Origin of the sequence: Exiguobacterium sp. SL-10 (assembly GCF_004337025.1) — a bacterium.
Lineage (GTDB): Bacteria > Bacillota > Bacilli > Exiguobacteriales > Exiguobacteriaceae > Exiguobacterium.
In genome coordinates, this window is record NZ_SJUP01000001.1 from 114,304 (window position 1) to 136,860 (window position 22,557).

24 protein-coding genes, 1 pseudogene and 1 other annotated feature are annotated in these 22,557 nt (G+C 52.3%); of the genes and pseudogenes, 24 read left to right on the top strand and 1 reads right to left on the bottom strand.

Translation table 11 applies throughout. The features are described from left to right. Nucleotide 1: 1 nt before the first annotated feature. From EVJ33_RS00555 to EVJ33_RS00600, 10 genes are all read left to right on the top strand, one after another. Nucleotides 2-1,660, top strand: coding sequence for a GspE/PulE family protein (locus EVJ33_RS00555; protein ID WP_131433510.1), 1,659 nt, complete (start codon nucleotides 2-4; stop codon nucleotides 1,658-1,660). Nucleotides 1,661-1,664: 4 nt separating this feature from the next. Then, nucleotides 1,665-2,699 carry a type IV pilus twitching motility protein PilT gene (locus EVJ33_RS00560; RefSeq protein ID WP_131433512.1) on the top strand — a complete coding sequence of 345 codons (1,035 nt, stop codon included), beginning with the start codon at nucleotides 1,665-1,667 and terminating at the stop codon, nucleotides 2,697-2,699. Nucleotides 2,700-2,703: 4 nt separating this feature from the next. Beyond that, the gene (locus EVJ33_RS00565) at nucleotides 2,704-3,921 is read left to right on the top strand and encodes a type II secretion system F family protein (RefSeq protein ID WP_131433513.1); all 1,218 of its coding nucleotides are present in this window, start codon (nucleotides 2,704-2,706) and stop codon (nucleotides 3,919-3,921) included. 142 nt (nucleotides 3,922-4,063) lie between these two features. Further along, on the top strand, nucleotides 4,064-4,543 hold the full coding sequence (locus EVJ33_RS00570; protein ID WP_131433515.1) for a prepilin-type N-terminal cleavage/methylation domain-containing protein: 480 nt from the start codon (nucleotides 4,064-4,066) through the stop codon (nucleotides 4,541-4,543). Nucleotides 4,544-4,640: 97 nt separating this feature from the next. Continuing rightward, nucleotides 4,641-5,393 carry a prepilin peptidase gene (locus tag EVJ33_RS00575; protein WP_131433517.1) on the top strand — a complete coding sequence of 251 codons (753 nt, stop codon included), beginning with the start codon at nucleotides 4,641-4,643 and terminating at the stop codon, nucleotides 5,391-5,393. A 12-nt stretch (nucleotides 5,394-5,405) separates the two neighbouring features. Then, the gene (pilM, locus tag EVJ33_RS00580) at nucleotides 5,406-7,034 is read left to right on the top strand and encodes a pilus assembly protein PilM (RefSeq protein WP_131433519.1); all 1,629 of its coding nucleotides are present in this window, start codon (nucleotides 5,406-5,408) and stop codon (nucleotides 7,032-7,034) included. Continuing rightward, nucleotides 7,031-7,738, top strand: coding sequence for a hypothetical protein (locus EVJ33_RS00585; RefSeq protein ID WP_131433521.1), 708 nt, complete (start codon nucleotides 7,031-7,033; stop codon nucleotides 7,736-7,738). Before pilM ends, EVJ33_RS00585 begins: the two co-directional genes overlap by 4 nt. 138 nt (nucleotides 7,739-7,876) lie before the next feature. Continuing rightward, entirely contained in the window at nucleotides 7,877-8,464 is a 588-nt protein-coding gene (locus EVJ33_RS00590) for a Maf family protein (protein ID WP_236634489.1), read from the top strand. 29 nt (nucleotides 8,465-8,493) lie between these two features. Beyond that, nucleotides 8,494-9,117, top strand: a complete 624-nt coding sequence (radC, locus tag EVJ33_RS00595; RefSeq protein WP_236634490.1) for a RadC family protein — start codon at nucleotides 8,494-8,496, stop codon at nucleotides 9,115-9,117. Nucleotides 9,118-9,697: 580 nt separating this feature from the next. Further along, nucleotides 9,698-10,396, top strand: coding sequence for a hypothetical protein (locus tag EVJ33_RS00600; RefSeq protein WP_131433526.1), 699 nt, complete (start codon nucleotides 9,698-9,700; stop codon nucleotides 10,394-10,396). 242 nt (nucleotides 10,397-10,638) lie between these two features. Here EVJ33_RS00600 and EVJ33_RS00605 read toward each other — a convergent pair. Next, nucleotides 10,639-10,797, bottom strand: a pseudogene (locus EVJ33_RS00605) (IS3 family transposase); the annotation flags it as partial. 64 nt (nucleotides 10,798-10,861) lie between these two features. On the opposite strand from EVJ33_RS00605, the gene EVJ33_RS00610 reads away from it, so the two are divergent. The 14 genes from EVJ33_RS00610 to EVJ33_RS00675 all read left to right on the top strand — a co-directional run bounded on the left by EVJ33_RS00610 (nucleotide 10,862) and on the right by EVJ33_RS00675 (nucleotide 22,532). Next, on the top strand, nucleotides 10,862-11,305 hold the full coding sequence (locus EVJ33_RS00610) for a hypothetical protein (protein WP_236634491.1): 444 nt from the start codon (nucleotides 10,862-10,864) through the stop codon (nucleotides 11,303-11,305). 649 nt (nucleotides 11,306-11,954) lie between these two features. Further along, complete coding sequence (locus EVJ33_RS00615) at nucleotides 11,955-12,791, top strand: DUF2785 domain-containing protein (RefSeq protein ID WP_131433528.1); 837 nt, start codon at nucleotides 11,955-11,957, stop codon at nucleotides 12,789-12,791. Between the two features lie 205 nt (nucleotides 12,792-12,996). Beyond that, the gene (locus tag EVJ33_RS00620) at nucleotides 12,997-14,034 is read left to right on the top strand and encodes a rod shape-determining protein (protein ID WP_021066877.1); all 1,038 of its coding nucleotides are present in this window, start codon (nucleotides 12,997-12,999) and stop codon (nucleotides 14,032-14,034) included. Between the two features lie 13 nt (nucleotides 14,035-14,047). Further along, nucleotides 14,048-14,938: a rod shape-determining protein MreC gene (mreC, locus tag EVJ33_RS00625; protein ID WP_131433530.1), complete on the top strand. Its 891-nt coding sequence runs from the start codon at nucleotides 14,048-14,050 to the stop codon at nucleotides 14,936-14,938. Between the two features lies 1 nt (nucleotide 14,939). Then, nucleotides 14,940-15,434 (top strand): rod shape-determining protein MreD, encoded by a 495-nt coding sequence (mreD, locus tag EVJ33_RS00630; RefSeq protein WP_131434278.1) that lies wholly within the window; start codon nucleotides 14,940-14,942, stop codon nucleotides 15,432-15,434. Between the two features lie 5 nt (nucleotides 15,435-15,439). Further along, complete coding sequence (locus EVJ33_RS00635) at nucleotides 15,440-16,108, top strand: septum site-determining protein MinC (RefSeq protein WP_236634492.1); 669 nt, start codon at nucleotides 15,440-15,442, stop codon at nucleotides 16,106-16,108. Nucleotides 16,109-16,113: 5 nt separating this feature from the next. After that, nucleotides 16,114-16,971 carry a septum site-determining protein MinD gene (gene minD / locus EVJ33_RS00640; RefSeq protein ID WP_131433534.1) on the top strand — a complete coding sequence of 286 codons (858 nt, stop codon included), beginning with the start codon at nucleotides 16,114-16,116 and terminating at the stop codon, nucleotides 16,969-16,971. A gap of 42 nt (nucleotides 16,972-17,013) precedes the next feature. Then, a complete protein-coding gene (locus EVJ33_RS00645) occupies nucleotides 17,014-18,339 on the top strand; it encodes a ribonuclease E/G (RefSeq protein WP_131433536.1) in 1,326 nt (441 codons plus the stop codon). Between the two features lie 55 nt (nucleotides 18,340-18,394). Further along, nucleotides 18,395-18,466: a sequence feature (ribosomal protein L21 leader region), on the top strand. A gap of 15 nt (nucleotides 18,467-18,481) precedes the next feature. Beyond that, nucleotides 18,482-18,790, top strand: a complete 309-nt coding sequence (gene rplU / locus EVJ33_RS00650) for a 50S ribosomal protein L21 (RefSeq protein ID WP_015881153.1) — start codon at nucleotides 18,482-18,484, stop codon at nucleotides 18,788-18,790. Between the two features lie 3 nt (nucleotides 18,791-18,793). Further along, nucleotides 18,794-19,129 carry a ribosomal-processing cysteine protease Prp gene (locus EVJ33_RS00655; RefSeq protein ID WP_131433538.1) on the top strand — a complete coding sequence of 112 codons (336 nt, stop codon included), beginning with the start codon at nucleotides 18,794-18,796 and terminating at the stop codon, nucleotides 19,127-19,129. A gap of 12 nt (nucleotides 19,130-19,141) precedes the next feature. Beyond that, on the top strand, nucleotides 19,142-19,423 hold the full coding sequence (gene rpmA / locus EVJ33_RS00660) for a 50S ribosomal protein L27 (protein WP_016508537.1): 282 nt from the start codon (nucleotides 19,142-19,144) through the stop codon (nucleotides 19,421-19,423). A gap of 76 nt (nucleotides 19,424-19,499) precedes the next feature. Beyond that, the gene (locus tag EVJ33_RS00665) at nucleotides 19,500-19,940 is read left to right on the top strand and encodes a Spo0B domain-containing protein (protein WP_131433541.1); all 441 of its coding nucleotides are present in this window, start codon (nucleotides 19,500-19,502) and stop codon (nucleotides 19,938-19,940) included. Then, nucleotides 19,941-21,230 carry a GTPase ObgE gene (gene obgE / locus EVJ33_RS00670; protein ID WP_131433543.1) on the top strand — a complete coding sequence of 430 codons (1,290 nt, stop codon included), beginning with the start codon at nucleotides 19,941-19,943 and terminating at the stop codon, nucleotides 21,228-21,230. It abuts the gene before it with no gap. Between the two features lie 15 nt (nucleotides 21,231-21,245). Further along, nucleotides 21,246-22,532, top strand: a complete 1,287-nt coding sequence (locus EVJ33_RS00675; protein WP_369122209.1) for a hemolysin family protein — start codon at nucleotides 21,246-21,248, stop codon at nucleotides 22,530-22,532. Nucleotides 22,533-22,557: the final 25 nt, after the last annotated feature.

Below are 22,557 nucleotides of genomic sequence, written 5' to 3' on the forward strand. Positions count from 1 at the left end.
GTTGAGACGAACGAAAAAACGGCTTGGCGAGATGCTCGTTGAGGCGGGGATGATCACGCATAACCAGTTAGACGAAGCACTTACTCAAAAGCGGACCGGAGAGAAACTCGGGGACGCACTCATGCGATTGAACTATTTGACTGAGACGCAATTGATTCAAGTGCTACACGAGCAGTTGAACGTGCCGATCATTTCAATATATGCGCAAGACATCAACGTGACCGTGACGAAGCTTGTCCCGAAAGTCATCGCCCAAAAACATGACATTATGCCGATTTCGTTGCAAGGCAACACGTTGTTCATCGCGACGGCGGACCCGCTCGATTTGATTGCCATCGATGACGTGCGTCTCCAGACGGGAATGAACATCGAGGTCGGCATCGCTACGCGTGAACAGATTCGTAAGACGATTAGCCGCTTTTACGAGATGGATGCGTCGCTCATCGAGATTTTAAAAGAAGAAGCACCTGAACTTGAACGGGAAGAGACGGCGTCGCGTGATGACGCTCCGGTCATCCGGCTCGTCAATCAGTTGTTCTTGAGCGCGATCGACCAGCGCGCATCGGATATCCACTTCGACCCGCACGAGAAACAGCTGCACGTCCGTTTCCGGGTCGACGGTGATCTTCGGACCGAGACCGTCTATCCGAAGAAAATCCAAAGCGTCATGCTGACGCGCCTCAAGGTCATGAGTAACCTCGACATCACGGAGAGTCGCTTGCCACAGGACGGACGTATCAAATATACGCTCCGGGGCCGCCCGTACGACTTCCGCGTCTCGACGCTCCCGACGATGTATGGGGAGAAAATCGTCATCCGGGTGCTCGACTCTTCGGAAGGGTTGACGGATTTGACGAAACTCGACTTCGGCGAGGAGAACGAGGTCGTATATCGCGACATGTTGAAACGGCCGAACGGGATTATCCTCATCACCGGGCCGACAGGGTCAGGGAAATCGTCGACGCTCTATGCGTCGTTGCGAGAACTGAACGAAGAATCGAAAAATATCATTACGGTCGAAGATCCGGTCGAGTACCAGCTCGATGGCATCAACCAAGTCCAAGTCAACGCCAAAGTCGGTTTGACGTTCGCGTCCGGTCTTCGGTCGATTTTGCGACAAGACCCGAACATCGTCATGGTCGGGGAGATTCGGGACACCGAGACGGCCGAGATTGCGATCCGGGCGTCGTTGACGGGTCACTTGGTTCTCTCGACACTGCATACGAACTCGGCTATCAGCTCGATCACCCGCTTGATTGACATGGGGGTCGAACCGTTCCTCGTCGCTGCCTCGACGTCAGGGCTTGTCGCCCAGCGGCTCGTCCGCCGCGTCTGTCGTGACTGCGGGCACGAACAGCCGGTCTCGAAACGGGAGCAGGAACTGTTTAGTGCTGAAGGCGTCCCGGTCGAGCGGATCATGCGCGGCAACGGCTGCGCGTCGTGTAACTTCACGGGCTATCGTGGACGGCTCGCCATCCATGAGGTCGTACCGATCGATGAAGGGCTGCGCCGCCTGATCATGAACCAGGCGACGGAGGCCGAGATGGTCGCCTATGCGAAAGCACAAGGCGTACGTTTCCTCCTCGCCGACGGGCTTGAGAAAGTCGCGCTCGGATTGACGAACACCGAGGAAATATTGAGAACAGTGATAACGGAGTGAGTTTATGGTCCATCAGTCGATTGAAGTGATTTTAACGAAAGCGGTCGAACAACGCGCCTCGGACATCCACTTGACCGCCGGCTCACCGCCGATCATCCGGGTCGACGGGAGCCTCATCACGATGGGTGACGAGAAAGTGTTGCCGCTCCATATCGAAAGCTATTTGAAAGAGATTATGACCGACGAGATGCGCGGTCGGCTCGACATGCAGCGCGATCTCGACTTCTCGTTCGGTGTCCCGCGCGTGTCGCGGTTCCGCGTCAACGCCTATTACCAACGGGGCACGGTCGCCATCGCATTCCGTTCCATTTCCGGGGAAATCCCGACGATGAACGAGCTCGATTTGCCGCAAGTGTTAAAGCGGTTGATTGAGAAGCCGTACGGCCTCATCCTCGTCACCGGACCGACGGGGTCTGGGAAATCGACGACGCTCGCCGCGATGATTCACGAGATCAACCGGACACAGCGGAAACGGATCATCACGCTCGAGGATCCGATTGAATATCTCCATTCGCACGACCAGAGCATCGTCGATCAACGTGAGATCGGCTCGGACGTCATGAAGTTCGTCGACGGTCTTCGCGCCGCGCTCCGGCAAGACCCGGACGTCATCTTGCTCGGGGAGATGCGTGACCTTGAAACGATCTCGACGGCGATGACGGCTGCCGAGACGGGGCACCTCGTCATGGCGACACTTCACACATCAAGTGCGATGTCGACCGTCAGCCGTGTCATCGACGCCTTCCCGGCCGAGCAACAGGACCAGATTCGGACCCAGCTCGCCAACGTCCTGCTCGGTGTCGTTAGTCAGCGTTTATTCCCGCGCGTCGACGTGCCGAAAGGGCGTGTCGCCGCGATGGAGATTATGATCGGCAATCCGGCCGTCGCCAACTTGATTCGGAACGAGAAGGAGTTCCAACTCCCGACCGTCATCCAGACGAACCGGCAGAACGGGATGCAGACGATGGACATGGCAATCGAACAGCTCGTTCGTCAAGGTGTCATCAACCCGAATGCCACACCAAATGAAGAGAGGTGACTAGATGGCCATCTTTCAATACGAAGGCAAATTGCTGAACGGAAAGCGTAAAAAAGGACGAATCACCGCCGTCTCGCTCCGCGAGGCGAAAGAGAAATTACGTCAAGAATCAATTCTCGTCACCGAACTCACTGAACTCGAATCGACAGGCTTGAATAAAGAAGTCAACTTGCTCCCTGAGCGGGTCAAGATTGAACATTTGATTATGTACGTGCGCCAGTTCGCGACGCTCATCCGGGCCGGCGTGCCAATTGTCCGGGCGACATCCATCTTGCGTGTCCAAACGGAATCAAAAGTGTTGAAGAGAACGCTCAGCCAAGTCGAGGACGATTTACGCGAAGGGATTGCCTTCTCGGAGGCAATCAAGAAACATCCGCGCGTGTTCTCAAACTTTTTCAGCTCGATGGCACTCGCAGGCGAGGCGAGCGGAAATTTGGAGGAGGCGCTCGATCAGATTGGGCTCCAACTCCAAAAACAATATGACGTCAAACGGAAAGTCATCTCGGCGTTGACGTACCCGCTCGTCGTGTCGATCGTCGCTATTGGCGTCGTCGCGTTCCTCATGGTGAACGTCGTCCCGACGTTCGCGAGTATTTTCGGACAGCTCGGTGGGGAACTCCCGCTCATCACGCGCATCGTCGTCGCCGTGTCGGACTTCGTCGCCGCCTATTGGTGGCTCATCTTCGGTGGGGCATTCCTCGCGCTGCTCATCTTCACCTGGATGCTCAAACGGGACAAGGAACGGTACGTGATTGACGGGTTGTTGTTAAAGCTACCAATCTTTGGACCGATTGTCCTGAAGTCACAAATCGCATTGTTGACGCGAAGTTTGGCCGTCTTGCTTCAAGCGGCCGTTCCGATTTTGTCGGCGATCGAGATTACCGAGAAAATCGTCTCGAACCGGGTCATCCGCAAAGGGCTTGGACAGGCGCGCAAGATGATGGCGCAAGGGATCCCGCTCCATGAACCGCTCGAACGAAACGACAGCTTCCCGCCGCTCATGACACAGATGATTGCGGTCGGCGAGGAGAGCGGAGATTTGGACTCGATGTTGAATGAAGTCGCGGAGTTTTATGAGACCGAGGTTGAGACGACGACAGACCGTCTGAAATCGATTATCGAACCGTTGTTGATTGTCGTCTTGGCAAGCATCGTCGGCGTCATCGTCATCGCGATTGTCGTGCCGATGTTCCAAATTTATGGAGATATCCAAAATCAGTAGAAATTTTTTATTTATTTGCAGATTTCTATCTGTTCAATCCTATTTATTGAAGGTATAGTAAAATTGTTCTACTTATACTTAGGTCAAAGGTAATGCATGCAGCACACAACGCAGCAAAACACACAAAAGGGGAGAATCAGTCATGTTAGAGAAAATGAAAATGATTTGGCAAGATGCCAAACAATTGAAAGATGAGCGCGGACTCACACTCGTCGAGTTGCTCGTCGTCGTCGTAATTTTAGGGATTATCGCAGCCATCGCCGTTGTCGCGATTGGTGGGATTATTGAGAACTCGAAGAAAGATGCGATGGTTGCCGATGCGAAGCAGATGGTGAGTGCGGCGAAATTACATACGGCGTCGAATCCACAAGCTGGAACTTTAACTTTCTTATCTACTTCTACAGGTGCAACACCTACAACAACATCTGGTACCGGAATGGATTATATTTCGAACTTAAAAGATCCTTTTGGCGATGGTCAATACAAAACTGCAACTGTAACTATAACCGAGGATTCAGGTAAATTTGCATATGCTGTAACATTAGAAGGCGCCGTACCAACGGAATTTGCTTTTAACCTAACTCCTGAAAAAGACCTTAATAAAGATACATTAACTAAATAAACATTTACATTAATCCTCCGGCTGGCGCTGGGCACTCGCTCAGCCTAGCCGGTTTTCTGTTTATGGCATATACTTACAAGTAAGGAAGTGACCTTGATTGGTTGAACTTATTGGACTCATTTATAGCCTCGTCCTCGGGGCCGTCATCACGTCATTCACGAACGTCGTCGGGCTCCGCGTGCCACACAAACAATCCATCGTCACGCCGCGCTCCCACTGTCCGTCATGCGGACATGTCTTATCCGCTTGGGAACTGATTCCGGTCTTCGGTTACGTGTTCCTGCGCGGGAAATGCCGCGGCTGTGGCGGGCGGATCGCGCCGACGTACCCGCTGTTTGAATTGCTCGGGGCGGTCGGTTACGCCTATAGCTTCTGGCTATACGGCTTCAGCCTCACGACGCTCCTTGCGTTCGTCTTCTTATCGACGCTCCTCGCCTTGGCGATGTCGGATTTGTCGACGATGCTCGTGCCGAACGTCATCTTATTGTTCACGGCACCGGTCCTCCTATTGCTCGCCTATAGTGCGGGTGCGGCATGGTGGACTCCGATCGCTGGAGCGGCACTCGGCTTTTCTGTTCTCGCCACCGTTTTTTTCGTCTCCAAAGGGGGACTTGGGGCCGGCGATGTCAAACTATTTACAGTAATCGGGCTCGTTCTCGGGCCGCGCGACGTCCTCGTCGCCTTATTTTTATCGAGCTTGATTGGCGCGATCGTTGGACTGACGTTGATCGGTTTGAAACGAATGGATCGCAAACAACCAATCCCGTTCGTGCCGTCGATCGCACTCGGCACGATGCTGACGTTTTGGTACAGCGAACGCTTTTTTGAATGGTATTTTGATTTGATGTAGGGGGAAACCAGCATGAGCCGGTCTATAGAGAAAGGAACGGTCGCTTACTTTTCGTTCGATGCACTCAGCATCCACGGGGCCGTGATCAAACAAGGCGTGTTCAAGCGCAGCGCTTCCGTCCAATTGGCGAAAGGGGCATACATAGGCGGACGAATTGAAGACGAGAACGCATTTGGTCTCGCTTTCGATGAGTTGTGCCGCAAACTGAAAGTCCGAAAAGGGATGGTCTGTGCCGTCGATATGGCCGAGACCGAGGTGTTGTCCCGTAAAGTCGAGATCCCGTCGACGATCCCGAAAGATGAGATTCGGGGTTATCTGTTCATGGAGATCGGCAGCTCGATCATCTTGCCGTTCGACGATGTCGCTTTCGACTATGAAGTGCTCGGCGAAACCGAGATGAAGACCGAAGTCATGCTTCACGCCGTCTCGGTCGAGTTGACGAACGCGATTCGCGCCTACATGAAAAAACGCGGGTTCCAATTAAGGAAAATCGTTCCGCGTCCAGTCGCAATCACGAACGGGGTTTCCCGGATTGAGACGATCGACCCGCTCAAGTCGACGCTTCTATGGCACGTGACGCCGTTCGCGCACCAGTTGCTCGTCCTTGAAGAAGGCCAAGTCCGCTTCATCCGTGCCATCGAGACCGACCTCCCGTATCGTGCTGAGACGACGGACGACCTTGTCACGTATACATATAGCGGCTCCGAGGAGACGTTCGCCAATCAGACGGACGAGTGGCTGAACGAACTCGCCCGTTTCCTCGATTTCTATCGCTACTCGCTCCGGACGGATGGCCGCCCGATTGACGAATTGCTTGTGTCGGGGACGGTCCCGAACCTTGATGACCTCGTCCAGGCAATCGAAAGTGAGGCGCTGGTGCCGGTCAAACGGATCGTCGACCCGCTTCCACTGTCACATGCGACGCCGTTGTCGCATCAGATGCTGCCGCTCCTCGGCATGGCGACGCTCGATAAGGAGCATGACGCCAACTTCATCAATTCGACCGATGTGACGTTACGCTGGCCGATCATCGCGAGTCTGCTCGCCTTGTTAATCGGTGGTGGGGCGACCGGCTATTTGTTCTATGAAGTGAACGAGTTGAAACGGAACGAGGCCCAAATCGAAGAGCAGTTGCAGCTCGTCCGGATTTACCAGACCGAGCAAGTGAACTCGAAAGGTCAGCAAGTGTTGTCGCTCGACCAGACGGTGACCGCGCTCACGGCTGAGGAACGGTGGGCCGTGCCGGCACTCCGGGCGTTGACCGAACAATTGCCGCCGACGGGTTATGTGTTGACGTATAACTACGCCGACGGATCGCTCATGAGCGTCCGTACCCAGTTCGAGACGCTCGCTGAATTGAACGCGTTCCAACGGTCGCTCTTGAACGACGTGCGCTTTGAGAACGTCAAACTGCTCGGCGTGACGACCGAGACGAAAGCGGAGACGGAGCAGGAAGAGACCGATACCGATACCGACGAGCCGCTCAGTCCGGACGTACTTGATTCGACGAACGAACCGCTCCCGCGCTACATCGGCGAGTTCACCTTCACATTCACCGATGTCGAACCGGAGACGCCGGAAGGGGAGACACCTGAAGGCGAGACCGAAGAGACGACCGATGAGGAGGTGGTGAGCGAATGAAACGCTCGACGATTTATTTGATCTTTACAATCTGTTTGTTCGCGGCCATCGCCGTGCCGTCTTATTTCGGCTACCAGTACTTCATCCATCAAGGCAACGTCAAGGCGCTGGAGCGGGAACTGTCGCTCGAGCAGACGAAACTCGAACTGTTGCGTCAAGAAGGGGAAGTCGTCGACGTCGCCGACTCGCAGCGGCTCCAGACGCGCGTCCCGACTGAAGCAGCACTCGATACGGTCGTCGAGACGCTGTCGCAAGCGAGCCAATTGTCGGACGTCCGCGTGACAAGCATCGCTTTCGCTGACGGTATCATCGCCGAATCGGAAGTGCCGGAAGACGTCGATGAGCCAGAACCGAACGACGCGAGCGCGACGGCAGAACCGGCAGAACCGGTCGCAATCACGCCGGTCAACGCCTCGTCGGTCCGCTCGACGGTGTCGCTTCAAGCGGACACGTACGAGTCGCTCGTCTTGTTCCTTGAGTCGGTCGAGTCGATGAACCGGATCCATATTTTGCGCACGGTCCAGTTCACCGGACCGACCGAGACGGGCCCGAACACGACCGAGACGGCTGAACCGCTCGACTTCACGGTCGAACTTGATGCGTTCTATCGCCCGGACCTCGATCAACTCGTTGAGGACCGCTACGTGCCGGCGCAGACGTTCACCCCGAAAGACATCCCGGTGTACGACTATACAACGCCATGATTCGAACGTCCCTTCAAAAGAAGGGGCGTTTTTTTGAGGCGTCGCGCATTGTGTTCGTGTGCCGGTTTGCCTACAATCGACAGTGAAGTGTGATACGGGAAAGAAGGCCGTTACGCACATATGGAAGGAGTCGTTACAATGAAACCAACACAGAAACGTGTCATCCTCGCCTCGATGTCGCCGCGTCGGACCGAGCTGTTGACCCAGGCCGGTATTTTGCATGAAGTCATTCCGTCAAACGTCATCGAAGGAACGAACGGACGGGAACATCCGGACGAATATGTCGGACGCCTCGCCCGCGAGAAAGCGATGGACGTCGCTCGAAACAACCGTGACGCCATCGTCATCGGCTCAGATACGGTCGTCGTCTTAGACGGTGCGATTTTAGAGAAGCCGAAAGACCGGGAGGACGCACGAGACATGCTGAAGCGTTTGTCAGGGGCGACGCACGAAGTGCTCACCGGCGTCAGCATCATCGGGCCCGAGCGGCAAGACTTGTTCGTCACGGCGACGCACGTCACGTTCATCGAGATCCCGGACGCGTGGCTAGATGGCTATCTCGATTCGCCGGAGCCGTACGATAAAGCTGGCGCCTATGGCATCCAAGGGTCGGGTGGTCTGTTCGTTGAACGGCTCGAAGGGGACTTTTATAACGTCGTCGGTCTGCCGATTCGTCCGCTCGTCGAGACGCTCGAGCGACACGGGGTAGCGCCGCGCTTTCTGTGAATGAAGCGAAAGTTGGTGAAGGAATGACCATGGTGCTCGACCGAAGTGTTGAATCCGCGATCGCCCGGCTACTCCAAATCGGGGGCAGGGGTGGCGACCCGCACGAAACGGCCCGACGGCTGTCTGATGTGTATCCTTCGCTTCGGGCGCTGTCGCAGGCGTCCGTGAGCGACCTCTGTCAAATCGAGGGCATGACGAAAAAGAAAGCCGAGCAGTTGCTCGCAGCGTTCGCAATCGGTCTCCGCTATGTCGAGGAACCGAAAGTAGAGACGCCGACGATCCGTTCGCCACAGGACGCCTATGAACTGCTCCGTGACGAACTCCGGCTGTTGAACCAGGAGCATTTCATCTGTCTATATCTCAACACGAAAAATCAGCTCATCGCGCGAAAGACGCTGTTTGTCGGCGGGCTCAACTCATCAATTGTTCACCCGCGCGACGTGTTCCGCGAAGCACTAAAATTGTCGGCAGCGTGCTTTATCGCGGTCCATAACCACCCGAGCGGCGACGCGACTCCGAGCCGGGAAGATATCGAGGTGTCGGAGCGGCTCGTCGAGGCGGGCCATATCATCGGTATCGCGTGTCTCGACCACGTCATCATCGGGGAAGATCATTACGTCAGCATGAAGCAGCGTGGGTATATGAATGGGTAAAGAATGGAGAGCAGGCATAGATATGTCTGCTTTTTGTTTATAGAATGGCTTTAATTCATTTCTTGCTTTTTCTAGAGACTCATAATTTTTTTCTTGCTCATGATCCCTTCAGGGTACTTTCATAGACCTCGTCAGTTCATTGCATGGGGCCATAAAACATGTATTATGCTAAAGGTCTAGCAAAGATGCTATGTGCCATTTATAGTCTCTGCGTGGTTGAATTCAAAGATGGACAACTTTTGAGTGTAGTGGAAGTGTATCTGATGGCGTGACGACAGACATTTATGATAGAAGTTATGAGCTTGAAGAGTTACTTGAGACATACAAGAATGAAAAGTTTAATTCTCAAACTGTAAGTGCAAGCAAAAAACCACCTTGTAACGGGTGGTTTTTGTTTGCGCTCATTTAGTTATTCAATAGCATAAGCTAATTAGTCCGTTAGGGTGAGATAATTATTTTATAAGTATCTCAAGCCCGATAAAAAGAATCAGAAGGTTGAAATAAATGGTAATTAAAATTATTGTGTAAAAGTAATTCACCTTTTATTTGGTAACGAAATAGAGATGTAGGGGGAAAAGGAATGAAGAAATTAATCGGATTTTTTTGCGCTGTGATGCTGATAATAGGAACCTTAATTCCGTTCCAAAAAGCATCTGCAGAAAATAATTTAGAAGGAACTTTAGAGGAAACAGTTCAAGTTGTACTATATTCAGACGACACAAAAGTAATTATGTCTGAAGTTCCAAAGGCGCATGTGTTAGAGTACCAATCTAAGCTCGAAGATCCAGTATTCAGAAACTCAGAAATTCAAAAAAGTGTCGGACCAGAAGAAGACTTAACTGATCCTACAAAATTAGCTGCCTCTTTATCGAAGTCTAGTATCTCACCAATGGCTGTGGTTCAACCACCAGATGGCGGTACTACTAAAGGTTATGTAAGATATATGACTAGAAATGATATCATTAAAATTATTAATAAATTTGATAATTCAAGAGACTGGCCAAGATTACTTTCTAATCCAGGGGCTGATTATGTGATTGCTAATAGTCCCAATGTTCTTGCTGCTATCAAAGTTATAAAAAAAATACCGAACTTTGTAACAGTGGCGACTACAGTTACTCTCTGGACAGCTGGCGACCTAGCTAATCGCCAAACTGCATGGTGGAAAGATTCGGCCATTCTGATTCTTAAAAAATCAATTACTGGAGTTAAATTGACAGTAAAGCCGAATACGACATCTAATTATCCTGCTGCGTACATTACATTAGTGAGATACTAACAATAACTCTCGTTCAAGTATAAAGGGGGACTTCCATTGTCCAAAAAAATAACGATTAACGTTCTAGGATGGTTGTTTTTAATCTTCTTAACAATTAGCAAAATGTTCTTTGATGATCAACTTTCAGTAGTCACAACGGGTCTTGGAGGATTGATTTGTTTGATTATTTCTCTGACGATGATTGTTTATGGCACAGGGAGAAAACCTAATCACGCCAAAAATTAAATTTAAAAAGAAACTCATCAAACTGAACTGCTCCCCGTCAAGTAGACAGGGCTCAAGCCGCCTAGTCGTTTCTGGAAACGATCATGGTTGTAGAACGATATGTAAGTATCGATGGCCGATTTGAGTTCGCTATCGGCCTGGAACTCACGCAAGTAGTACATCTCCACTTTCATGGTAACGACTAGGGGAATTTACCAGCTAGAGTAAAGGTCTGATATACTCATCCTTGAGGTGCTTTATATGGAAAAAATAATTTGGTTATTGATGCTTGTTGTCGCGATTGTCGCGAGTTTCGTCCCGCTCGAGCCACGCATGTTGTCGCTTCTCGTATTCGCGTTGTTTGTCTTCATCAGTGTGGCTCTGTTTCAGCGGTTCCAACGTGAGGACCATTGGTTTGACCGCGTCTCACCGCTCGTCGGTGTCGGTGTCGGTATTGTCGCGTTCATCCTGTACGCCCTCGTATTCGTCGCCTGGTTCAACTCATCGAACGATGCTCAAGTGTGGCAGGTCATCCCGCAACTCATCTTTATGTATGTCGGGATTTACTTGTTCGTCGTGACGACAGCGAGCTTTATGGCAGGGGCGACTCGCCAAAAACCATCACGGTTCTTTCGACCGGTGTTGATTTTCACTGTATTTTTCTACGGGGCGATGCTTTTGCTCCCGCTCCAACCTGGGCTCTAAATTAGTAGTAGAAAAAAGCAGGCGCATCCGCGTCTGCTTTTTTGTTTAAAACATCGTTCTCTCGAACGCTTTGTCTCCGACGTATCCTGTCAAGTTGCCTTCTGCCATGTAGATTTTGAACGCTCTTCTACATTCGGATACAACAACACCCCACAAACGTTGGATATTCGTGTCCAACGTTCATGGGGTAGCTCACGGTCGGTGGTTCTGGCTTGTTCTCATGTATTCGATGACGTACTCGAAACGGACGACCTACGCCGAGTCCATATGACATACATGATCGCAATCGCTGCGGTCATCAACATGTACATCACAAACGTATTTACGTTGAAGAGCTGATTGCTCATATATGTATGTTTAATACCCGTCACCCTATCTAGATAGAGCGGGTCGGAGATCTTATATTCTCGTTCTAGGACGACTTGCTGCACGTACTCTTTACGTTCTTGAAATTCATCCACTTGCTATTCATATAAGAAACATAAAACGATTCCAACGATGAACAGCAGGACAAATATAGAAGATAATCAGCCTACGTCATATACATTTTTTGGTTGTTGTCAGTCCATTACAGGAATCGTTTGACTAGTCGTCGAACACCGAGAGTATACATTTTTATACGACCTACCATGAAGGAATGTGATTAGACATGAGTGAAGAGACCATCTATCAAGAACAAGGTTTGAAGCGGGTGTTGACAGACATCAAGGATGGGAAAGTACGATTGCACGAATTGGACGAGGAGCGGGTCATCCAATCGATGCTCCATCATATCGGCTCGACGGACCCTGAACTTCGAGATCAGTTGATTTATACGCTCTTTTACCGGTTCATCATCGAAGACGAGCAGCTGACGAACGAGCAGTTGACGGAGATGTTCCAGACGACGCTCAAATACCACTTGTTCTACGGCATCGGAGAAGCGGCATCAGATAACGTCTTCACGCGGGCGTTCTCGACGTTATTGATCGCCTTGATCGTGCATCAAGACCGTCAACAAGGATTTTTATCGGAATCGGATCTTGAGATGTTGAAAGCGAAGCTCCTGGCGTATCTCGATTGTGAACTCGATACGAGAGGGTATGTGCCCGGCAAAGGCTGGGCCCATGCGATTGCCCATGTGGCCGATACCTTCGACGAGCTTGCCTTGCATCCGTACCTCGATGAGACGGAGTTCAGTGAGATCCTCGAGGCGTTGTGGGACAAGGTAATGTTTCCGACCGTTTACTTGCACGACGAGGATGAGCGCTTGCTGAATCCCATCTTCGCCTTGCTCGGTCGTGGGATGGACGAACATGAGATCATCGTTCTGTTAGAAGGCTTACCTGCCCGATTGAGCGTCCAAAAACAACAACTTGAGCCCGAACAGTATTGGCACGTCGTTCATAACACGAAAACGTTTCTAAAGAGTTTCTTCATGAAATTGTACGATGTAAACCGACCGATGCTTCAAACCGCCGTATTCGAGACGTTAAAGCAGATTTGACGAGAACCCATAAAAATCTAGGCAGGCGCTTTCACATGCTTGCTTTTTTGATTTGCCTTTTTGTCGAAAAGAAGGCACACTAATATACGGTGAGACAGGACTGAGATGAACGTTATTGTAAATAACCTGTAATCGAATGAACGTTTTCAAACATGATTTTTCCGTTATAATAAAAAATAGTGTAACCAAGAGAGGAGCAGCACGTATGTTTCGTAGTTTTAACCGAGAAATCGGAATCGACCTTGGAACGGCAAATACGCTCGTTTATGTAAAAGGTCAAGGCATCGTTGTTCGTGAACCGTCCGTTGTGGCGTTCCGCACAGATACAGGTAGAATTGAGGCCGTGGGTAACCAGGCCAAAGATATGATTGGACGTACGCCGGGCAACGTCACGGCACGCCGTCCGATGAAAGATGGGGTAATCGCTGATTTCGAAACGACAGCGACGATGATCAAATACTTCATGGAGCAAGCACAGAAATCAAAGAGCGGTTTGTTCTCTTCGAAGACGAACGTCATGATTTGTGTGCCAAGCGGCATCACGTCAGTCGAAAAACGTGCCGTCGAAGACGCGGCCAAGCAAGCGGGCGCGCGTGAAGCGTACACGATCGAAGAACCGTTCGCGGCAGCAATCGGCGCCGGTCTCCCGGTTTGGGAACCGACAGGCTCGATGGTCGTCGATATCGGTGGCGGTACGACCGAAGTCGCAGTGATTTCACTCGGCGGCATCGTGACGAGCCAATCGATTCGTGTCGGCGGTGACGAAATGGATGACGCCATTATTCGTTACATCAAAAACAAATACAACCTCATGATCGGGGAGCGGACGTCAGAGACGCTCAAGATGGAAGTCGGTTCGGCTCGCATCGATGCTTCGAACGAGAATGAGAAAATGGAGATTCGCGGTCGCGACCTCGTGACGGGTCTTCCAAAACAAATTGAAGTCTCGGCAGCTGAAGTGTGCGAAGCACTTTCGGATACGGTCGAAGCGATTCTCGCAGGCGTGAAACAAACGCTCGAGCAGACGCCGCCGGAACTTGCGGCTGACGTCATGGACCGCGGCATCGTCCTCACAGGCGGTGGAGCACTCCTTAAAAACTTGGATGACGTCATCTCGGACGAGACACACATCCCGACACTCGTCGCGGATGAGCCGCTCGATTGCGTCGCCATCGGGACAGGCAAATCTCTTGAAATGATGGACGTCCTCCGTTCAAAATCAGGCATCTCGTCGCGTCGATGAGTGGTGACACACGATGAGCCGGTTCGTACGCAATAAAAAGCTCATCATCACGCTGATCGGTATCATCTTATTCGTTGTGATTTTAGGGGTTTCGATTCGAGGACGGTCGGAATCCGCCTGGTACCAAGACGTCACGCGTGATGTGGTCGGAACGTTCCAACGGGTGTTCACGGTGCCGATCGGCTGGATGGACAGTACCGTGTCCTCGATTTCGAACGTACGAGATATTTATGAAGAGAACCGTCAGTTGAAACAACATTTGACGAAATACGCGGAAGTGTCGGTCGAGGCCGATGACCTGCGCCGTGAGAACGAAGAATTACGGCAAATGGTCGAGGCGTCCGACACGTCGCTCCGTGACTTTGACTTGATTCCCGCTGAAGTGATCGGGCGTACGCCGAACGACTGGCAACGCTACGTGACGGTGAACGTCGGGGAAGAGCGCGGCGTCGAGAAAGGCATGGCCGTCACGGCCGCCGGCGGAATGGTCGGTCGCGTCATTCAGACGAGTGCCTATACGTCGCAAGTGCAGCTCCTGTCTGACAACAACCGGACGAACAACGTCTCGGCTGTCGTCAAAGACGCTGACGGCAAGGCAACGTATGGGACGATCGACGGCTTCGACAGCGAGACGAACGAGCTCTTCTTCACGAAGGTGTCGAACAGCGTCAAGTTGAAAGAAGGCGAGATTGTGTCGACGTCAGGTCTCGGCGGACGTTATCCGGCAGGCCTCGTCATCGGTACGGTCGAGTCGATTGAAACCGACGAATACGGCGTGTCTCAAGTCGCTCGCATCAAACCTGAAGCGGACTTCAACGAGTTTTCGCAAATGTTTGTCATCGATCGAACGCTCGAAGAACCGTTTTTGACGGGTCCCGAGGAAGGAGGAGCAGCGGGTGAGTAACATGAAAGTGTTCATCGCCCTGTTCCTCCTCTTTCTTATTGAAGGGACATGGGCCGCCATCTTCTCATGGCACTATGTGACGCCGTTCTTGTATTTGACGTTGATCGGCTTGATGTACGTCAGTTTGTATGGCCGTTGGGAGTCGGCGCTCGGATTCGGTCTCGTCTTCGGGCTGTTGTATGACATCGTCTACACCGACTTGCTCGGAATTTACTTATTTACTTTTTCACTCATTCCTCTCATAGTCAGCTTCGTGTTAAAATATATAGGTGAGAATTTCTTCTCGGTCGTCATCACGTTCACATTCATGATTCTCGTGTTTTCCTTCGGGATTTTCAGTGTCATGACGGCGGTCGGTGGGACAACCATGACCATTCAAACACTATTAGTTGAACAGATTCCAGGGACGCTCGCCGCCAACGCTGTCGCCATCGCACTATTATATGTGCCGATGACGAAGTATGTGGCGCCGCGGCCTGTAGCGAAAAGAGGGTAGCCATGATGGAGCGTAAACGACATATTACGATAAAAGGACATCGCAACGGGATTGCAATCCACTTCAATCCACGGAGTGGCATCGATGAGGTGCTCGGAGAGCTTGAGGCCACGTTACAAGAGATGGAGCCCCCCTCTGGGCAGATTGCACTCAAATTGCACGCGGGTACTCGTTACATCGACGAGGAGCTGTCACGTCAAATTCGTGAAGTCGTCGCTCGTCATGGCGTTTTTTATATCGAGGAGCTCTCGAGCGAGGTCATGTTGACCGAAGAGGCGAAAGCGACTTACGGCAAAAAGACGTTCCACTACCATAGCGGGACGATTCGAAGCGGACAAGTGCTCGACTTCGATGGTTCGGTACTCATTATCGGGGACATCAACCCGGGGTCCGAAGTTCGGGCGACGGGCAGTATATATTGTTTAGGGACGATACGAGGAAATGTGCGTGCTGGTGTCGAAGGATGGGAAGAAGCGGTCATCACCGCCAGTCTGCTCCATCCGAAGTTTTTAGCAATTGGTGAACACGTGCTCACGTCAGACGACGACGAAGAGCTTCCGGAGATCGAGATGGGATGCGCGTATCAGACGAATCAGGGCATTGAAATGACGCGTCTCCGTCAAATCATGACAGGGCTTAAAGACGCATATGCAATGGAATTACAGAGAGGGTGAGTTTGATGGAGCAAGTAGTAGAGCCTGTACATACAGCGAAAGAAGTGAAGAAAGGTCGGGCCATCGTCGTGACGTCGGGGAAAGGTGGCGTCGGGAAGACGACTACGACCGCGAACCTCGGGACGGGTCTCGCATTGTCTGGCCACTCGGTCTGTCTCGTCGATACGGATATCGGTCTGCGGAACTTGGATATCATCTTAGGACTCGACAACCGGAGCATCTATAACCTCGTTGACGTCATCAACGGCCAGTGCAAGCTGCATCAGGCGCTCGTCCGTGATAAGCGGTTCGAAGAGATGTATCTCTTGCCTGCGGCCCAGTCGAAAGATAAGACGTCGGTCCAACCGGAGCAAGTGAAAGAAATCATCGACCAGTTGAAGACGGAATACGACTTCGTCTTGATCGACTGCCCGGCCGGTATCGAGCAAGGTTTCATGAATGCGATTGCCGGTGCCGACGAGGCTGTCGTCGTGACGACGCCTGAGAAGGCGGCTGTCCAAGACGCGGACCGCATCATCGGGATGCTCGAGCAAGCGGAACACGTCGCTGCACCGAAACTGATCGTGAACCGTGTCAAGAACCACCTCGTCGAATCAGGCGACATGCTCGACATCGATGACATCATGCGCATCTTGTCGATCGACCTGCTCGGCGTCGTCGTAGACGATGAAGAAGTCATCGCCGCCGCGAACCGCGGGGTGCCGGTCACGATGAATCCGGACAATCACGCCGGACAAGCGTACCGCAACATCACACGCCGCATTCTCGGTGAGTCGGTGCCGCTCATGTCCATCCAGACCGAACAAAAACCGGTCGGCTTCTGGGCACGGCTCATGATGAAATTTGGAATGAAAAAAGCCTAAGGCAACGCAAGTTGCCTTTTTGTGTCGAAAGGAGAGATCTGTGTGCGATTGATTTATGAACGGACCCCATCCATTGAGCGGGCCATGCTCGTCGATGGGGAACGCCTCCTTGAGGTCGAGGAACGTTTCATCGACCAACTTTCAGTCGGGACGATTCTCGAGGCCGCGATCGAACGGATTCACCCGTCGCTCGGCGCCGCGTTTTTGACGACCGGCGAGACGACGTTCTTCCTGCCGATTGCCGAGACGCTCAAAGCGCTCGAGGCATATCCGAACGTGCCGGGCATCGGCCAAGCGGCCGTCGTCGGTGACAAACGCCTCGTCCAAGTGACGAAAGAAGGTATCAACGGCAAACACCATAAAGTGACGGAAAACATCCGCTTCGGCGGACGTTACATCGTCTACTTCCCATACGGCCGGCGCAACCTGTATAGCCGCAAGCTCGACCTCGTCGCCCAGGACCGCTTGTCGAAGGTGTTTGAGCTCGAAGAAGCGGAAGGCGTCTTGTTCCGCACAGAGTCGGGGCAAGCGAGCCCGGACACGCTTCAAGAAGAACTCACCTTGCTACGGGCGCGTGCGAGCGACGTCATCACGGCACGTTGCGGACAGGATGAGCTGTTATGCGAACAGTTCGTGCGCCGTCATGCGGTCGATTCGGTCATATTGAACGACAAGGAAGCACAAGAGCGATTGACGCGGCTCGAGGTCGACGTCGAACGCCATGTCGGTAAAGGTCGGATGAAAGAAGCGGCCCGGCTCGACGGGGCGATCGAGAAGCTCGGACAGCGCGTCGTCTGGCTCGAAGGCGGCTCGTACGTCTTGGTCGAACAAGTCGAAACGATGACCGTCATCGACGTCAACAGCGGCAAGAATGTCGCCGTCAAGGACAAGGGACGGGCGGCCGACACGATTAACGAGGCCGCACTCTATGCGGTCATGGAGCAACTTCGGTTGCGCAACATCGGCGGTATGGTCGTCATCGACTTCTTACGCGGTTCAAAAGATGGACAGGCCCGGCTCTTGAAGAAGATGAAAGAGCTCGGGGCCCGCGATCCACGCCGCGTCGAAGTATATGGCTTCACGCGCATGGGCTTGTTCGAGCTATCGCGGGAGCGCACTGGACGTTCGATGCAAGACCGGATGACGCACGACGGGAAGCCGTCGAAGCTCGCCGTCTTCTCTCGGATCGAGCGCGCCTTGATGGAGCTCGTGCCGGAAGTCGAAGCGGTCGTCGTAAGCCTTCCGAACAAGTGGCACGACACGTCATGGGACGGGTTTGACTGTGCGGTCCTCCTCGTCGAAGGGGAAGCGGACGTGGCGTTCTACGGGACGCTCGAGGAATGTCAGAATTTCGTATCTCGTCATTGACAACGATTGAACGAGAGTGGTATTATCTATAACGTTAGTTCGTTTGGAAGCACCCAAATGGCTACAACCGCACAGAACGGGTTGAAACGGTTTCGCCCTGCCCTGGATGGCGAGTCTGAGTTTAATAAGGAGGTGCACGTATATGTACGCAATCATCAAAACTGGTGGTAAGCAAATCAAAGTTGAAGCAGGTCAAGAGATCTACATCGAAAAACTCGATGCTGATGTCGAGGGTACTGTAGAATTCGGTGAAGTTCTTTTCGTTGGTGGTGACGATGTTAAAGTCGGAGCTCCACTCGTAGAGGGCGCTAAAGTTGTCGGTACTGTGGTAAAACACGGCCGCGCTAAGAAGATCACTGTCTTCAAAATGAAAGCTAAGAAAAACTACCGTCGTAAGCAAGGTCACCGTCAGCCTTACACGAAAGTTCGCATCGAGAAAATCGAAGCGTAAGCTATGATTCGAGTAATGGTCAGACGAGACGAGACGAAGTCGATTCGTTCCGTCGAAGTGACAGGTCACGCCAACTTTGCTGAACCCGGTTCTGACTTGGTATGTGCCGGCGTTTCTGCCATCATCTTTGGGGCATACAACGCTGTCGAGGTACTCGCCGGTCAGTCGCTTCTTGTAGAAATGGCAGACAAAACAGAGGGTGGCTACTTTTATGTCGAGACGTATCCTGACGTATCACCGGAGGATATGACTCGCACCCAATTGTTATTAGAAGGGATGCTCGTGCAACTAGACACGGTCGCCCATAGTTACGGTGATTATATCCAAATTGAACAATAGGAGGTGGACCTCATGTTACAATTGAACCTTCAGTTCTTCGCATCGAAAAAGGGAGTAGGATCGACTAAAAACGGTCGTGACTCGATTTCGAAACGCCTCGGCGCTAAACGCGCTGACGGACAGACTGTTTCAGCTGGATCGATTCTCTACCGTCAACGCGGTACGAAAATTCACCCAGGTGAAAACGTCGGCCGTGGTGGCGACGACACATTGTTTGCAAAAGTTGACGGCGTAGTACGCTTCGAGCGTCTTGGTCGCGACAAGAAACAAGTGAGCGTTTACCCAGTTGCGTAAGTAGAACCACGCAGAAGACTCTAGCCACTTATTTGGTTAGAGTCTTTTTTACTAGTTTTACCTAGGAGAGGATTGCATGAACTCACAGGCAGCACTGAAACTATTATCGACCGTCCGTCACGAATGGATGAATCGGCTTCAGATGATCTCCTTGTATGCGGCGCTCGAGCCTGATAGACTCGAGGAGCTGTACGAGCGATATCGTCAGCACGCCGACGAGGAGAGTGCGCTTATTCGCTTGGATTTGCCGACGACGAGTCTCGTCCTCATGCAAGCGAATTGGGAAGGACGGTTGACCTACAAGGTGTCGGCTGACCGCGTGTCACTTGACGACGCGCGCGTGGCGGACAAGCTTGTCCGTCTTCTGTCAGGAACGGATGGACCGATTCATGTGACGTTCACGGACGGACTGATGGTCCGCGTCTTCGGTCATGTGCCGGATGGCGTGTTCACGTCAGACGAAGTGTACGAGCAGACAGTAGAATGTTCTACGTTCGTTATAAAGGAGGGGAATTAAATGTTTGTCGATCAGGTTAATATTTTTGTAAAAGCTGGAGACGGCGGTAAAGGGATGGTTGCGTTCCGCCGCGAGAAGTATGTTCCAGACGGTGGACCAGCAGGAGGAGACGGCGGTCACGGTGGTGACGTCGTATTCGAAGTAGAAGAAGGATTACGCACGCTCGTAGATTTCCGCTTCTCGAAAAAATTTATCGCCCACGATGGTGAAAAAGGGATGTCGAAAGGCATGCACGGACGAAAAGCGAAGCCGCTCGTCGTCAAAGTCCCACCAGGCACAATCGTGTTCGATGCATCGACCGATACGGTCATCGCCGACCTTACCGAGCACGGCCAACGGGCAACAATCGCTAAAGGCGGCCGCGGTGGTCGCGGGAACTGTCGTTTCGCGACACCAGCCAACCCGGCACCAGAGATCGCCGAGAACGGCGAGCCAGGTCAAGAACGCGAATTGCGTCTTGAGTTGAAATTGCTTGCTGACGTCGGTCTCGTCGGATTCCCGTCAGTCGGGAAATCGACGCTCTTGTCAGTCGTTTCGTCGGCACGCCCAAAAATCGGCGCGTACCACTTCACGACGATCACACCGAACCTCGGTGTCGTCAAGACAGCGGACGACCGTGACTTTGTCATGGCCGATCTTCCTGGACTCATCGAAGGGGCGAGCCAAGGCGTCGGTCTCGGTCACCAATTCTTGCGTCACATCGAGCGGACGAAAGTCATCGTCCACATGATCGATATGAGCGGCATGGAAGGACGCGACCCGTTCGAAGACTACACGACGATCAACCGCGAGCTCGAGTCGTACAACTTACGCCTCCTCGAGCGTCCGCAAATTGTTGTCGCCAACAAGATGGACATGCCGGATGCGCCGGAATTATTGGAAGAGTTCCAACAAAAAATCGGAGATGACGTCAAAGTCTTCCCGATTTCGGCACTCGCCAAAGAAGGACTCCGCAACCTACTCATCGAAGTAGCTAATCTCGTGGACTCGACACCTGAGTTCCCACTCGAAGAGCTCGAAGAGAAAACGGCCACACCACGTGTCGTTTATCGTTACGAGAAGGAAGAGAAAGGGTATCAGATTCATGTCGATGAATACGAACGCTTCGTGATCACGGGGCCTCGTATCGAGAAGCTCTTCAAGATGACGAACTTCGATCACGACGAATCGATTAAACGCTTCGCGCGTCAAATGCGTCAAATGGGCGTCGATGACGACCTTCGCAAGTTGGGTGCCGAAGACGGTAGCGTCGTCGCCATCTTAGACTTTGAATTCGAATTTGTCGAATAATCTTTTATTAATGAAATGGAGTGTGAAGTAAACGTGGACCCTGTGCCCTCGTCTAGTTTAATTCTTTATGCAGTTTTAGTTATGTTGTCAGCTTTCTTCTCTTCTGCCGAGACCGCGCTCTCGAGTGTGAACCGTGTTCGAATGATTCGCATGAGTGAGGACGGGGACAAGGGCGCCAAGCGCGTCCTCCACCTCGTCGACCGGTTCGACGACACGCTCTCGACGATCCTCGTCGGGAACAACATCGTCAACATCGGTGCCGCGACAGTGTCGACGGCGATCGCCACGAGCATCTACTCGGGCGGTACCGGGCTCGTCATCTCGACGTTCGCGACGACCATCGTCATCTTGATTTTCGGTGAGATTTTACCGAAGTCGCTTGCGAAAGAGTTTGCGGAGAAGTACTCACTTCTCATCAGTGGTATTCTCATCTTCCTCGTCAAAGTCTTGAAACCGGTGACGATGATCTTTACCGGGTTGAAGAAGTTGGTGCTCCGTATGATCGGGATGAACGATAAAGAGCCGTCAGTGACGGAAGAAGAGTTGAAAGTGCTCGTCGATATGGGAGAAGAAGAAGGGGTGCTCGGCGAGACCGAAGCGGAACTCGTGCATAGCGCCTTTGCCTTCAACGACATCACCGTCGACGACGTGTTGACGCCGCGGATCGATATCCTCGCCGTCGACATCGACGATACGCTCGAAGAGATCAAAGACACGATCTTTAGCGGTGGACATTCGCGTCTACCGGTGTATAAAGACTCGATTGACAACGTCATCGGGGTGTTGTCAGAACGTGATTTCCTTCGTTCGATGATGCGTGATGAAGTGACGGACGTGCGTTCACTCATTCGTCCGCTCACGTATGTATCGCCGCAGACAAAATTGATTGAGCTGCTTCCTGTGCTCCAGCAAAAACAATCGCACATGGCTGTCGTCCTCGACGAATTCGGCGGGACGGCCGGCCTGATCACACTCGAAGATATGCTCGAGGAGCTCGTCGGAGACATTTGGGACGAGCACGACGAATCGATCGTCTATTTAAGACGACTTCGTGACGGCGTCTACGAGTGTATGGCCGACATGGATGTCGATGAGTTTGCTGATGAGATGGGAATTAAAGAACCTGAAGTAGATGCCAACACGATGGGTGGTTGGATCGTCGAACTGTTAGGTGACATTCCAGAGAAAGGTGCGCGTGTCACGTATGATGACATGACGTTCACCGTTCTCCACGTCGAAAAGCGTCGGATTCGCAAATTGCTCGTCGAGACGGGTCAATCCGAACCGGCCGAACAAGCGTAAACGAATAAAAGGAGGGATCGCCATG